The sequence below is a fragment of the Microcoleus sp. FACHB-1515 genome (genome assembly GCF_014696105.1).
Classification (GTDB): Bacteria; Cyanobacteriota; Cyanobacteriia; order Elainellales; family Elainellaceae; genus JAAUTJ01.
This window is the reverse complement of the sequence record NZ_JACJPO010000066.1, coordinates 330,258-344,612: the sequence shown is the minus strand read 5'-3', so window position 1 is coordinate 344,612 and position 14,355 is coordinate 330,258. Positions and strand designations below refer to the sequence as shown.

General features: G+C 54.0%; 13 protein-coding genes. 6 read left to right on the top strand and 7 right to left on the bottom strand.

The window, feature by feature from the left end; all coding sequences use genetic code 11:
* Positions 1-28: 28 nt before the first annotated feature.
* Together H6F67_RS23840 and H6F67_RS23835 are read right to left on the bottom strand one after the other, a co-directional pair.
* The gene (locus H6F67_RS23840) at positions 29-1,336 is read right to left on the bottom strand and encodes a TldD/PmbA family protein (protein ID WP_190769133.1); all 1,308 of its coding nucleotides are present in this window, start codon (positions 1,334-1,336) and stop codon (positions 29-31) included.
* Between the two features lie 146 nt (positions 1,337-1,482).
* Complete coding sequence (locus H6F67_RS23835; protein WP_190769132.1) at positions 1,483-2,373, bottom strand: Tab2/Atab2 family RNA-binding protein; 891 nt, start codon at positions 2,371-2,373, stop codon at positions 1,483-1,485.
* Positions 2,374-2,602: 229 nt separating this feature from the next.
* On the opposite strand from H6F67_RS23835, the gene mtnA reads away from it, so the two are divergent.
* The 4 genes from mtnA (at position 2,603) to H6F67_RS23815 (ending at position 7,457) form a co-directional block, all read left to right on the top strand.
* Positions 2,603-3,658, top strand: coding sequence for an S-methyl-5-thioribose-1-phosphate isomerase (mtnA, locus tag H6F67_RS23830; RefSeq protein WP_190769131.1), 1,056 nt, complete (start codon positions 2,603-2,605; stop codon positions 3,656-3,658).
* 153 nt (positions 3,659-3,811) lie between these two features.
* Positions 3,812-5,242: a carotenoid oxygenase family protein gene (locus H6F67_RS23825; protein WP_190769130.1), complete on the top strand. Its 1,431-nt coding sequence runs from the start codon at positions 3,812-3,814 to the stop codon at positions 5,240-5,242.
* A gap of 154 nt (positions 5,243-5,396) precedes the next feature.
* Positions 5,397-5,831: a hypothetical protein gene (locus H6F67_RS23820; RefSeq protein WP_190769129.1), complete on the top strand. Its 435-nt coding sequence runs from the start codon at positions 5,397-5,399 to the stop codon at positions 5,829-5,831.
* Between the two features lie 225 nt (positions 5,832-6,056).
* Positions 6,057-7,457 carry a sensor histidine kinase KdpD gene (locus H6F67_RS23815; protein WP_190769128.1) on the top strand — a complete coding sequence of 467 codons (1,401 nt, stop codon included), beginning with the start codon at positions 6,057-6,059 and terminating at the stop codon, positions 7,455-7,457.
* 5 nt (positions 7,458-7,462) lie between these two features.
* Here H6F67_RS23815 and H6F67_RS23810 read toward each other — a convergent pair whose 3' ends face one another.
* From H6F67_RS23810 to H6F67_RS23790, 5 genes are all read right to left on the bottom strand, one after another.
* Complete coding sequence (locus tag H6F67_RS23810) at positions 7,463-9,361, bottom strand: DNA/RNA helicase domain-containing protein (protein ID WP_190769127.1); 1,899 nt, start codon at positions 9,359-9,361, stop codon at positions 7,463-7,465.
* Positions 9,362-9,382: 21 nt separating this feature from the next.
* Positions 9,383-9,871 carry an Hpt domain-containing protein gene (locus H6F67_RS23805; protein ID WP_190769126.1) on the bottom strand — a complete coding sequence of 163 codons (489 nt, stop codon included), beginning with the start codon at positions 9,869-9,871 and terminating at the stop codon, positions 9,383-9,385.
* A gap of 263 nt (positions 9,872-10,134) precedes the next feature.
* Entirely contained in the window at positions 10,135-10,845 is a 711-nt protein-coding gene (locus H6F67_RS23800) for an aspartyl/asparaginyl beta-hydroxylase domain-containing protein (RefSeq protein WP_190769125.1), read from the bottom strand.
* Between the two features lie 120 nt (positions 10,846-10,965).
* Complete coding sequence (locus H6F67_RS23795; RefSeq protein ID WP_190769124.1) at positions 10,966-11,481, bottom strand: hypothetical protein; 516 nt, start codon at positions 11,479-11,481, stop codon at positions 10,966-10,968.
* A gap of 91 nt (positions 11,482-11,572) precedes the next feature.
* Positions 11,573-11,782: a hypothetical protein gene (locus tag H6F67_RS23790; protein WP_190769123.1), complete on the bottom strand. Its 210-nt coding sequence runs from the start codon at positions 11,780-11,782 to the stop codon at positions 11,573-11,575.
* A gap of 72 nt (positions 11,783-11,854) precedes the next feature.
* On the opposite strand from H6F67_RS23790, the gene H6F67_RS23785 reads away from it, so the two are divergent.
* Entirely contained in the window at positions 11,855-13,621 is a 1,767-nt protein-coding gene (locus tag H6F67_RS23785; protein ID WP_190769122.1) for an ABC transporter substrate-binding protein, read from the top strand.
* Positions 13,622-13,760: 139 nt separating this feature from the next.
* Entirely contained in the window at positions 13,761-14,258 is a 498-nt protein-coding gene (locus H6F67_RS23780) for a hypothetical protein (RefSeq protein WP_190769121.1), read from the top strand.
* Positions 14,259-14,355: the final 97 nt, after the last annotated feature.

The window sequence follows — 14,355 nt, the reverse complement described above, 5'->3', positions numbered from 1 at the left end:
CCGCTCAAATTTAACCAAGGGGACTGACTCAACTGCGACCTGTCACCGACAAGCCCTCAACAATCAGTGAAGGTGTATAGCAAGAGCCGTTCCAGTCTGCATCGCCGCCCAACTCGACCAGATTTTTCAGTGCGGTATAGACATTGCCTGCAACCATCGTATCTTTGACGCGCCCAACAACTTGACCGCGATCGATCCGATAGCCCAAATCCACATTGACCGAAAAATCGCCCGATATGCCCGCGCCGCCACCCAACATTTGATCGACAATCAGGCCAGAGTCGATCGAGCCGATCAGGTCGTCTAGTGATTTGTACCCCGGCTGAACCAAGAGATTAAACAGTCCGGGTGTCGGATAGCTGCCCAAGCCGGGGCGAAAGCCGTTTCCGGTCGTGCCGCTCGTCAGCAAGCGTCCGATCGTGCGATCGGTGTAGAACAATTGCAGTACGCCGTCTTTGATGAAGGTAATTCGCTGGGTTGGTGTGCCTTCGTCATCAAACGGACAGCTAAACGGGCCTGCGTCCGGCTGTTGCGAGAGCGTCAGATGCGTTGAGGTGACGAGATCGCCCAGTCGATCGCTCCAGGGCGAAGCCCGTTCGATCACCTGCTTGCCGTTCATCGCCGCCTGAATCGTGTCCCACAGCATATCGGCAGCTTTGGCCGTAAACAAAATGGGCACGCGCCCCACCGGGGCAGTGGTGTTCGACTGTGCCCAGTCCAACCGTTGCAAAATGTGCTGAGCCAGGGTGTGGGGGTCGAGTCGATCGCGATCGATCTGTCCATCTCCAACGCTCAAAAAATCTTCGCCGCGCACCCATTCCGCCGACTGAAAGCAGCTTAGCGTCGTGTCCGTGTGGTGACAGTCCAGCCCGCAGGAATTGATCAGCCGTGTGGTTTCAACATCGCATTCCCACTCGGCGCTGCAAAGAATGTCAGGATAAGCATCGCGCACAAGGGCGATCGCTGCTTGCCCCCATTCCAGCAGTTGCTCGACTGAAACGGAAGCACCCAGGTCAGGGTAAACGAACTGGCCGCGATCGCTTAGTTCGATTGTTTCGGGCGCATTCAGTTCGCTCAGGGCAAGGGCACGATCGACCAAGGCTTGCGCGTCAACCGGACCATAGGCAACGGCCAAACCAGGACGCCCCCTGCGCCACAGTCGCAAGGCGGTTCCTTCCGACTGTGAGCTTTCAAGCTGCTTGAGGCGATTGGCTTCAAAAAAAACTGGCCGCGCCAGCGATTGGGACTGAAAAATTTCGGCGGCTTCGGCTCCTGACTTGAGCGCGAGATCCAGCAGTTGCTCTGGCAGCGCTGCCAGGGTATCGTCCAAACCCATAAGTGCAAAATGTGAGGAGGCGCAGGGCATTAACGCAGTTTGTGCAAAAACCAATCGATCGCCTGTCACGATCGATCGAACTCAATTGCTTGAGCGCAAAACACAAACTTGATTCGACCTCCCTATCTTCGGGGATCGCGGGGACATTAAGCCAGGTTTAGCTCTTGCAGCAGCCAAAATCCTGCAAACGATTCGGAGTTGGGATCAGATTGCACAGCCAGGAAATGAACGTTTTGCGCGTCGCGCTTCGCCTGCTCGAAGTTTTTTGCCTCGGTTTGCTGTGCGGCACTCGTCAGATTTGCCAGCACCCACGACTCGCTTGCTCCAGTTTCCAGCAGCAGACGCGGAATCGGAGCGCGATAGGAATTGCCGCCGCTTTCGGTTTCAAACCGCAGATAAGCAACATCCAGACCAGACATCCAGCCTGCTAGGGGCAACGCACGCGGCGAGAAAATAATCACGCCCGGAATTCGCATCTCTGGCGTTACACCTGCCATGTCCAGCGGAAACGATTCGCCAAAGCCAATGTCCCACTCGGAAAAATCCGTAAACGCGCTGGCTTCCAGCGTTACGAATGCCCAGCGCTGACCAATGAGTGCGTCCGGCAGTTGGGCAGGATTGGGAAACGGCATGACGACCGAGGGATTCGTAGCGGTTGACTGGTAGTTGGGCAGCGTTGGGTAGTAATTTTGCTGGCGCTCTTGCATCCATTGGTGTAAGGCAAAGGTGCGCCGACTGCCGTAAACCGGAATTCCGGCATCTTCACAAGCCTTAGTAATCATGTTGGTCATCTGACGGCGAAAGAAGCGGATTTTGTCGGGCGGCTGCGGAGCCTGCTCGATCGCATCCTCGATCGCTTTGCGTAAGCTGGCCGAATTTACCTGATTGCTGGGGCAAAACTGGGCATAGCGAAACAGCGAATCCGTTTCGGCTTTGATATCCAGCGGCGATTCACAAATCAAAACTTCCCACAGCTTTTTTTGCTGTTCGTCTAAAACCGGACATGAATAAAAATCTAATTCCCAAGTGGTTGCCATGATGGATTCGATCGATCGCTATTTTTCGATCATAGGGGTTCGGGGTGAGCAAGGCGGAGTTGCATTTGCTGAACTCCTCCTCCGTTTGCAGATGAATGATTTGGTGTGGGGCACGTCATGCCATGCTTCCACAAGGGGTTTCAGAGCAGTTCGATCGATATTGCCTGTAGCTCGCAATTCCTAACCCCTAGCTGATACCTTTAAAACGAGTTCCTTTCACGCCAAAGCGATGAATCCTAGCAATCCGGTTTTTCCTGTCGGTTGGTTTCGCGATCATGCCGTGCTGATTGACCAAACGCGCCTGCCTGAAGAATACGATGTGGTGCAGATTAGCCGCTGTGACGATATGGCCGAGGCGATTCGGACGATGATTGTCCGGGGTGCTCCAGCGATCGGGGTGGCAGCGGCTTACGGGATGTACTTGGGGGCGAGAGAAATTCAAACGGACGATCGAGACGAATTTCTCAGTCAGCTTGACATCGTGGCGCAGAAATTACGGCAGACGCGCCCGACAGCGGTGAATTTGTTTTGGGCGATCGATCGAATGCTCAAAACGGCTCGACGAACGCTCGGTTCCGTCGAATATTTGCAGCAAACGTTGCTGGCAACGGCGCAGGAAATTCAGGAAGATGATTTGCAAACTTGTCGGGCGATCGGAGATCACGGTTTGGCTGCGCTGCCGTCCTCGCCCGATCGCCTCCGGATTTTGACTCACTGCAACGCGGGGGCATTGGCAACGGCGGGCTATGGAACGGCGTTGGGTGTGGTGCGATCGGCTTGGCGCGATCATCGGCTCGATCGCGTCTATGCGGATGAAACGCGACCGCGCTTGCAGGGGGCAAAGCTGACGGCATGGGAATGTGTGCAGGAAGGCATTCCCGTGACGCTGATTACAGACAGCATGGCGGCGCACTGTATGCGGCAGGGATTGATCGATGTGGTGGTTGTGGGAGCCGATCGCATTGCGGCAAATGGCGATACGGCAAATAAGATTGGCACTTACAGTTTGGCGATCGTGGCTCAGGCACACAACATTCCGTTTTTTGTGGCAGCTCCGCTTTCGACTGTAGATTTTAATCTCAAGGATGGCAGTGAAATTCCGATCGAGGAGCGCGATGCGATCGAGGTTTACCAAATTGGTGAAACGCGGATTTGCCCGCCGGAAGTGGATTTTTATAATCCGGCGTTTGATGTGACGCCTGCGGATTTGATTACGGCAATTATTACGGAGCGAGGGGCGGTGAAGCCGGAGAAACTTCAGCAGCAGATGAAGCTGGCGGTTTAACGATCGATTTTTGGAATCATTGAGGGTGAGGGAGTAATTCTGGTGCGACTCGTCGCTCGTGCCTGCTCCCAATCGCGAACTCCTCTCCTGGGCGAATACTCGATCGCTCAAAACCTCGCTTAAATAAAGGAGTTGCATTAATTTCTGCTTGTGATGACTGCTGCTCCTGCTTGGGCTGGATCGATCGCTCAGCCTGCTGCTGAATTTCCCTTAACACCGCTACCGATTCTCTCTGGTCAACTGCCTGCGGGATTGCGCGGCTCGCTTTACCGCAATGGACCGGGGCGGTTGGGGCGCGGCGGCATGTCGGTCGGGCATTGGTTTGATGGGGATGGAGCAATTTTGGCGGTGCATTTTGGCGAGACGGGGGCGCAGGCGACCTATCGCTACGTGCAAACTTCGGGGTATTTGGCGGAGTCGGAAGCGGGTGAGTTGCTGTATGGCAATTATGGGATGAAGGCTCCGGGGGCGTTTTGGAATCAGTGGTTGCGATCGATCAAAAATGTCGCAAATACCTCGGTGATTGCCCTGGACGATCGCCTCCTAGCCCTGTGGGAAGGTGGCAATCCACACGCGATCGATCTGCACAGTCTCAAGACGATCGGTGTGGATAATTTGGACGGATTGGAGCCGACTTGGGGCTATTCCGCCCATCCAAAGCAGGATTCGCAGACGGGCGAGTGGTTCAATTTTGGCGTTAGTCCGGGCGTGAATGCGGTTCTGCATCTCTACCGCAGTGCGCCGAATGGAAAAATTTTGCAAAAGGGTGAAATTACGCTGGACGGTGTGCCGCTGGTGCATGATTTCGCGATCGCAGGCTCCTATCTTGTCTTCTGTGTGCCGCCCGTCCGTCTTAACGCGATTCCCGTTCTGCTGGGCATGAGCAGCTTTAGCGATGCGCTGGAGTGGAAGCCGAATTTGGGGACGCAAATTTTGGTGGTCGATCGCCACACGCTGACGCTGGTGAGCCGCAGCGAAGCGCCCGCCTGGTATCAGTGGCATTTTGGTCATGCCGAAATCGATCGCGATGGACAAATTGCTCTGACGATGGTGCGCTATGCCGACTTCGCGACGAATCAATATCTTCAGGAAGTGGCGACCGGAGAAACGCGCACGAAAGCACCCGGAGCGCTGTGGCGACTGTGCATCGAGCCGCATACGGGAAAGTTGCGATCGCAAGAAGTGCTGCTCGATCGCCCCTGCGAATTTCCCGTCACGCAAATCGCCCCAAATGCGAACCCGCTCACGTATTTGACGCTGCATCGATCGAACGCAGACGTGCAGCGCGATGTGTTTGGCTGTATCGGGCGGCTGAATCTGAACACGGGCGAACTCGTTGAGGCAGACTGCGGCGAAAATCGCTATCCGAGTGAGGCGCTGTTTGCTGCGGATATGCTCGATCCTGCTCAAACTTGGGTGTTGAGCTTGGTGTATGACGGTCGGTTAGATAAAAGTGAAGTGTGGATTTGGGACGACAACCGCCTGGGTGCTGAGCCGATTTGCCGCCTTGGACTGCCCGAAAAAATTCCCCTCGGATTTCATGGAACTTGGCAGCCCGATCGATCGTCACACATGAAGTTGTAATCAAGAAGGACGGGCGATCGATGAAGACTGTGTGAACCGAACCAGGAGTTACTGTAGTTGGTAGCACAACTGTCTTGAGATCGATCGGCTTAAACTTTAAGAAATCATTACACTTGAGATCGATCGTCTTTGGTGACAAGGGGTGAACGGGCACATGGATTCCTCAAACGCTTTTTCGCAGAAAATTCGTGCTGAAGCGGAAAGTGCCGCAGCTTCCTCAGACTGCTTCAGCACCAGTCCGGCAGCGTTGATGCCGCTGCTAAGAATTTTGGGAACGATTCCCCCCGAACGAGTTGGCCTACATGGAGAATATGACCACAGCGGCCTTGCTAAGCGAGTTTCTCGTTTGCTGAGCGAACAGTTTCAGCCAGCCGAAGTTGCACACCTGCGAATTTCACAGCGCGGAACGGTGGTTGTCATTGTGGGCAAAATTGCCAGTCCGCGCTTGATGGCGCGGTTGGTCAGTGCTGCCCTTGCTGTGCGTGGCGCTGCCGATGTCGAAATTAACGGCGTCAGCATGATTCGATCGCTGTGCGTTTCTGCGATCGAACCTGATTGTGAATTTTCCTCTCAGTCGTTTGCCTGCTGATTGAGTGTTGAAAATTCAGCGGTGCTTACACCAGCGGTAGCAACTTGATCCTCGTTCGCTTTTCCCACACGCTACTTTTTAGCTTCAACTGCCGATGTCCGACATTTATCACCCCTCCTGTCGGACATCGCGACCCAAAAGGTACGGTTCTAAGCTGTTCGTCGATCGAGTTCTCCCGGTATCGTCATAGATATCAAGCTGCCCTGCGCGATCGCGCAATTTGCTGTGTACAAGTGGTATTTGCCAACGCTAAGTGAACTGATCGAGCAAAGCGAACCGCTGTCGATCGCCGTCAAGCCTGCTTTACAGCAGCAGGTGCAGGCCGAACGCCGCTGGTATAGCGCGATCGCTGCCCTGCATATTTTGCTGCAAGAAACGCAAGCAGGCGTTTTGCTGGCTGGTCCCGTTCCCATCTTGGAGCAGGGTGCTTTGCTCGATCGCCTCTCGTGCTGGACATTCACGCCTGAGCCGCTGAGCTTGGCGACCTGGATGCCGTTTTTGCCGCCCGCCGATCGCTGCTCAGAAGTCGCCGCCACCCCTGCAACGCTGCCGCTGCTGGCCGACGATCCGCAGGCAGGCGAACAGTTTTGCGTCGTTCTGACACCGAGCTTTAGCGTCGCGCTGGCGTTTGGGGAAGGAGTGACGAATGCGCCCGCTTTTCGCTTTTCGTTTGACCCAGATGTGGTGTGGCAGGCATGGCGATCGCTGCGGTCGCGCCTGCTGCTCGCCCAGCCGCAAAGCGTCAGCCGTCTTGATGTGCTGGTCGATCAGTTTCAGCCGATCGCACCCGACTATCGACTCGTCACGCGCTTTAGCCATTTGCTGCTGACCTGCCTGCCCGACGCGATCGAGTGGGAATCAACGCCAGCATCCGCCGCACCTGCGGTTGAAACCAATTCCGATCCGCTCGACTCGGCGGCTGATGTCGAACTGTTGCAGGCGATCGCGCACGAAGTCCGCACGCCGCTCGCTACCATTCGCACGCTGACGCGCCTTTTGCTGAAGCGGCAAGACCTCAGCCCCGATGTCCTCAAGCGCCTCAAGCTGATCGATCAAGAATGCACCAAGCAGATCGATCGCTTTGGCTTGATCTTCCGCGCCGTCGAACTGGAAACCACGCCTCACAAACAATCGATCGCGCCGCTCGGTGCAATTTCGCTGACGCAGGTGTTTGAGCAAAACATCGCCCGCTGGCAGCAAACCGCTATGCAGCGCGGCCTGACGCTTGATGTGTCGCTGCCGCAAAAGCTGCCCCTCGTGGTCAGCGATTCCGCCATGCTGGATCAGGTGTTGACTGGCCTGATCGATCGCATCACGCAGACGCAGCCGCCCGGCGGCCACATTCAGCTTGAAGCAACCTTGGCCGGACACCAGTTAAAGCTGCAATTCCAGTCGCAGCCTGATATCGCCACGACAAATGGCAAATCGAAGTGGACGCCGACGCTGAAATCGATCGGCCAACTGCTGATGTTTCAGCCGGAAACCGGAAATCTCAGCTTGAACCTCAGCGTCACCAAAAATTTGTTTCAGGCATTGGGCGGCAAGCTGATTGTCCGCGAACGTCCGCAGCAAGGTGAAGTGATGACGATCTTTTTGCCGCTGGAAACTCGCCGAATCGAAGAATAGCGCAGTCAGTCCACCAACAGTGGCAATCCGCTCGATCGCAGCAGGTCAAACACGGCATCCATCTTCGCTTCTGGCGGCACAAACACAACAAATCCATCTCGCCCCCTGGTCAGCAAAACGCGATAGCTGTTCAGCCGCAGCCGCAGCGGGTCGCGCACATTTTTCTGACGAGAACTCGTGCGCCACTGACCTTCGCACCACAGCAGATCATCGCCCCAGCCGACGATCGCAAAATCCACCTCTAAACCCTGACAGGCAAACTCCGTCACCACGCTATCGAGCGCACGGCAGGACAACGGGGAATCCGGCGGATCAATGTACCAAGGCCCCGCTTTGAGGCGCTGCGTTGCCATGTAGTCGTTGGCAATGCCGTGATGAACCAGATTGCGGGCGCGAGAAGAGGCCAGCAGACCATAGCGCTTATCCGGTTGAGACAAGTAGCGATCGCGGCAGTATGCCTTTGCCGCCTCTAAATCTCTAGTTAGGTAAGCGTTGTATCCGGTCGCGCTTAGTCGCGGCATGGTTGCGGCAGCGGCAGCAATGTCGCCTGTCAGCAACTGCGCCACCCAAGTTTGCAAATCTTGGGCGAGATGGGTACGCAGGGAAGTCGTGAGATTAAACAGATCATCAGTGTGCAGGTTGGCATCCGGAACTGAAGTAAAGTAGCCCGCCTGCTGCGGCGAACAGTGAACCTGCCAAGGGCAAGCAGCCACTTCGAGGGCGCGATTCCACTGCTCTGTGCCTTCTTCTTCACCCACATGAATTTCTTGGCCTTCCCCAATTAAACCCAGGACAACGCACCAGTCTGGAGTTCGTTCGGCAATTCGCAAAACCGCCCCCGCAGCCGCGCTGGTAATGCCGTATTTCTCGGCCATGCGATCGGCATCCCAAGCCCGCTGTGCTTCATCAAACACGATAATTTGTTCGCGGGGTGCTTTTTGTTTACGGACTTCGTGATCAATATAAAAATTGCGAATTGACTGCACAAAAACGCGACTTTTCAAGGCATATTGCAGCACGGTAATCAGCGGCGCATTGCCAGATAAAAAGACGGCTTTTTGATCGATCGAAGTTTGATAAACAAACTGAAGGCCGACCAGCGTTTTTCCTGCTCCCGGTACGCCCGTAACCAAAACGAGATGCCGCTCTCGGTTCGCTTGGGCGCGATCGACGACTTCATTGAGATACGCGATTAAATCAGGAATTCTGGCACTGTGAGCGCGTTTAATATTTGGCAGCGGTTCCTGCTCAAAAATGGATTTCGCCGCCTGAATAATCGTCGGCAAGGGTTCATAGTCCGCCTGCACCCAAGCTTGCGGATCGATGTTGCCGGACGCCGCGATTGCGCCTTTCCCATTCAAATCATTCAGCAGTTTCGCAATTTCATTGGGATTGAGCATCAAAATATCGCCGCGCTGTTCGCTCGGTTTCTGGCGACGAGTCGGCACAACGATCGCCTGAATGGGACAGCCCACCGACTGGCTGTGATACTGACTTAAATCTCGTGCATAAGCCGCCACCTGATCTAAATCCGCCGCGCTTGCCGTTGACTTTTGCTTAAACTCAAAAACGAAAATTCGATCGTCCGCCAGCAATACTAAATCCGGTCGCCTGCCGCCTTCTCTGGGCAATTCGTATTCAAAAATCAACGTCCAGTTTCTATCACGTAAGTTGACCAGTTGCGATCGCAAAATTTGATAGCAATCTTGCCAGGCCTGCTGCTGCGTTGCGGTCGATCGCTGTCGGTAAAGCTGCTGGTAGTTCGTTTCGATCGCCGCCAGCCAATCGGCTTCATCCGTATCGAGAAACTGAGCGATCGTGCCCATCCAGCCGTAGGGCAACGATTGAAGGAGAGAAAGCTGATTCATATCAGCAGTGTGCCGATCGATCGCTGGACTTGTCATCTACCGAACAGCCACTTTGCTTCAGCTTGGAGCGAGTCTGACCAGCATGATCAGCTGATCCAGCGCACTTTCCAGCATGGCAATCCAGCGATCGCTATCCTCAAGCCGTTTGGCGCGGGCTTGCTGCTCTAGGGCAGCGGCGGCAGTTTGAATTGAGGTCGCGCCAACGTTGGCACTTGCCCCTTTGATGTGGTGAGCGTCGCGCTCGATCTGCCAAAAATCTTCTTGAGCGATCGCCTGCTTTAGGTGCGCGAGATAGGCAGAGCTATCTTCAGCGAATACTTGCAGCAGTTCCCATTCAAATTCAGTGCTGTCGTCTGAAAGGCGGTGCAAATGTTCCCAGTCAATTTGCTGCCGCAGCGCGTCGAGGTCAGGTGGCTGCTTAGACGGAGCGGCATCGGGCGGGCGGGTAGAGTCCTGCCAAGCGCGGGAGTTGGGGCGCGAAGCAGGATGATTATTTTCTGTCATCCCAGTAGCGATCGCCTGCGTTTGGTCTTGTCCAATTGTCATTTCACGTATCGTCAGAAACCGTCAGAAACATGGCTGTTGGCTCTCATGGCTGTTGGCTCTCATGGCTGTTGGCTCATGGAAAGATTGGCAGCAGCAAAGTTTGTGAGGTCTGCCTCAGCATTCCCAAAGTGCCGAGGCGATCAACGCTCCGATCGCAAAATTTCTCAGATCTTTACACGCTTTTCCAGTTTTGTCAGGTTCTCAAGGCAAGACGACCGGAAAATTCAGCCATTTTGCTGAATCGCGCGATCGGTTCAACTGACTTATTTGGCGATCGCCTCAAACTGCTTTTCCCAAGCGGTCTGATTGCCTTTGGCGACCTGCACGATCGGCGACAGAGCAATGATTTGGCAAACCGCCCAGTTGACAAACGACATTGGAAAGCGCATTGGACGAGCGATATCGAGAAACAGAACAACGCGGTAGTCGTTCGTTTCATTCCAAACTTCATGTGGAAATGTGTCATCAAATATTAAACTTTTGCCTTCTTCCCAATAGGCCATTTCACCGTTGATGCGGATGCGACAAGCGGTTTTAGGTTCGGGAACTTTTAGACCCAAATGATAGCGAATCAAGCCTTTGTGCTTGCCGCAGTGTTCAGGAATGTGCTTTCCGGGCGCAAGAATTGAGAAAAAGGCCACCTTGAGACCCGGAATTTTTTCGAGCAGCTTGGTCGTTTCCGGACAGCGATCGCAATTGTGCTGCGATCGAAACCCAAACGCGCAAAAGAAATAGGTTTTCCAGCGATCGTCATCCGCGATATTGGCTTGACGTGGCGAAATATCTTGAAAATTTGGCAGGTCTTTGGCGTGAGGCATGACGCGATCGAGTTCGGCGCGAATCACGTGCCAGTTTGCTTCGAGATCGTTTGCCCAAGGAAACTGTTCAACCGTGAAAAAAGTGGAGTTGCCGACTTTGGAATAGTGCGGCACCTGCGCTTGCAAAAAGTCGATCGTTTGACGAATCAGTTTCATGAACCGTTTAGCAATTCAATCTATAAAAATAACGACAGCCGAAAAAAGTGACGACAGCCGAAGCCGCTTTGCTCCAATTTGCACTGCGGCTGGCTGCAAAATATTTTAGAGTTTGGCAGGCTAGCGGTCTTGAGACAGCAGCGGACGCACGACCAAAAAGCCCGCCCCAAACGCCGTAATCACGATCGCTGCAATAATCAACACCAACCACACTCCGCTCATTTCGCGCTGGGACGGTTGCGATCGATTGCGCGATCGCGGTTCCGCCTGCTCAATCACATAGCCCCGCTCTCCCCCAGGCGATGCGGTTTCGGGACGCCACGATCGCGGCGATCGCGCGTTGGCGGCTTCGGGCGACTGCGGCGGCAAATTCCAGCTTGGCTGAAACGCTTCGGCAGACTGTCGCAAATTGATGGCCGACTGAGCAAGCTGCTCAATTTCCTGCCGCAAGTGCTGATTGTGGCGAGCAAGCTGCTGATTTTGCGTGTTCATCGAATCGAGCAGCGTTTTGGTCGCTTGCAGTTCGGCAGCAAGTTCTCGATACACCGTGATGGGCACCGAGGGGGCATAGCCTGCGCTCGCAGTCGATCGAGCGGTAGTTTGGGCGACGGCATCAGACTGAGGTTGAGATTTCATTGCAGTTCAAACGGTTGAAGCGAGTTTCGTGGTCAGTTTTTACAGAAATTAGACAGAGAATGCCTTAGAAGGCGTCGCAAATGACAGCAATTTAGCACTGAATTGTCAAAAAGCATGAGAGAAATCCGCAAATTTTGCAAAATTCAGCCAAGCGGCCAGAATCACAGGCAATGTCGGCTGCAAACTCAATGGCAGAAACCGCATTGCTCTCTAGATTTGCCTGTTGACCGAACATGAGATTAAGAGCGCGATCGCCGCACCAATCAGATTGCAGCAAATCGTTACCAAAAGCAGCTAGCATGGCGATCAACAAGGTGTTAGGAAGGTTAAACTGCCCCCAACACCCGCTCCCCGACCCCCGACATCCCCAAAAATGCTTCGCCTCCGTCGCCTGCTCTTAACCTGCCTGCTGATCGTGTCGATCGCCCTGAGCGGCTGTAGTCCGGCTGCATTTCGCACCGAGGCCGCGCAGATTCCGCGCTTGGTGGTCAGCGGATTGTCTGATCCCAGCACGTTTAATCCGGTGACAAGTACTGAAGTCAGCGATGTGTTTGGCTTGATTTATGACGGGTTGCTGTCCACGAATGGCGAGACGGGCGAGCTAGAACCGGGATTGGCCGAAGCGTGGGACGTGTCGCCCAATCAGCTTCGGATTGTGTTTACGCTGCGTGAGAATTTGAAGTGGTCGGACGGCGAGCCGTTTACGGTTGATGATGTTGTTTATTCGTTCAATAACATCTACTTCAATCCGAAGATTCCCAGCAGTTCGGCGGATATTTTGCGGATTGGTGAGCAGGGACAGTTTCCGCAAATTCGCAAGCTGGATAACCGTCGATTTGAAGTGATTACGCCCGAACCGTTTGCACCGATCGTTCGCTTTGTGGGCGGCATTGAAATTCTGCCCAAACACATTGTTGAACCGCTGGTGACTCAAACGGATGCTCAGGGTGCGCCGCGCTTTGTCAGCGCATTGGGAACCGATACGCCACCTTCACAAATTGTCGGGACGGGACCATATCGAATGGTGGAATATACTTCGAGCGAGCGCATTGTTTTAGAGCGAAATCCGTTTTACTGGCGCAAAGATGCTCAGGGAAACCAACAGCCGTATATCGATCGATACGTCGTGCAAATTGTGGAATCAGTAGATGCTGGATTGGTGCAGTTTCGATCGGGTGGACTGGATTTAATCGGCGTTTCAGCCAACTATTTCGCTTTAATGAAGCGGGAAGAACGACGTGGCGGCTTCAGAATCTATGAAGGTGGCCCCTCGCTGAGTTCTAACTTCGTGATGTTCAATCTCAACCAAGGTCGGCGCAACAATGTTCCCGTTGTTGATCCAATCAAATCGCGCTGGTTTAACACGCTGGAATTTCGACAGGCGATCGCCTATGCGATCGATCGTCCCCGCATGATTAACAACACCTTCCAAGGCTTAGGAACGCCGCAAACTTCACCCATTCCAGTTCAAAGTCCTTACTATCTTTCACCAGAAGAAGGCTTGCCTGTATACGAATTTAACCAGGCCAAAGCGAAAGAACTGTTGCAAAAAGCAGGCTTCAAATACAACGCGCAAGGACAACTGTTGGATGCAGACAATAACCGCGTCAGCTTCTCGCTCACGACGAATGCTGAAAACAGTTTGCGCGTCGCGATGGCCGCACAAATTAAGCAGGATTTGTCAAAAATTGGCATTGATGTCAACTTTACGCCGATCGCCTTTAACACTTTGGTAGACAAGATGGGCAACACGTTCGACTGGAACATGATCCTCTTGGGCTTCAGCGGGGCAGGCATCGAACCGGATGGCGGACGCAACGTTTGGTCGGTGAACGGTCGCCTGCACGCCTTCAACCAAAGTCCCGGTGAAGGTCAAGCACCGCTCGAAGGTCGGGTCGTGGCCGATTGGGAAGCGCAGATCGATCGACTCTACGTGCAAGGCAGTCAGCAGCTCGACGAGAACAAGCGCAAAGCAGTTTATGCCGAAGCGCAAAAGCTGATTTTGACACAAGTGCCGTTTATCTACCTGGTCAACCCGATTTCGATGAGTGCCGTGCGCGATCGCGTCGAGGGAGTGCGCTACACGGCGCTGGGCGGTTCACTGTGGAACATTTATGAGTTACGGGTGCAACAAGATTAACATCCGTAAATTTAACAATTTGTTAATTGATTTTGGCCGTTTTTGCTAATAGCGAAACGCAGATTTCTTCGCAACAATCATTCACAGTAATTCTGGACGAGCTTGGCTAAGCTGGAAGAATACTTCCCCAGGATGATTTATGACCGCTGCATCCCTTACATTCGATCGCCCTCGCTGGCAAACTGTCATCATCTTTGCTTTAGGTTTCTGGTTCAGCAGCAGCTTATTTTTGGATTTGATTGTGATGCCCACAATGCTGGTATCTGGCATGGGTGCAGACCCCAATTTCGCCACCGCAAGCTACTCGATCTTCTGGCTGTTCAATCGGCTGGAACTGCTGTGCGCTGCCGTTGTGCTGACAGGTGCACTGATCCTGCATCGCACGCGCGTTCTGCATCGTCCCGGTGTTGTTTGGGCGATCGCCCTACCGCTGTTGCTGCTGACGATCGCGGCCTTCTACACCTACGCGCTCACTCCGGCGATGAGTTCGCTGGGGCTGGAACTGGATTTGTTTAATCCGGCGACGCAGGCTCCCGCTGCAATGAATCAACTGCACGAAGGCTACTGGTCGCTAGAAGCGCTGAAGCTATTTGCCTGCGGTGCTTTGCTGAATTTCTACTATCGCACACAGGGCTAAATTGCTGGCGATCGCCAGAATTTGATTCAAAAACCGCCCCTTCAATTCTCCATCTGCGGAAGATTGAAGGGGCGGTTTTTACAGCAGTTGATGAGGC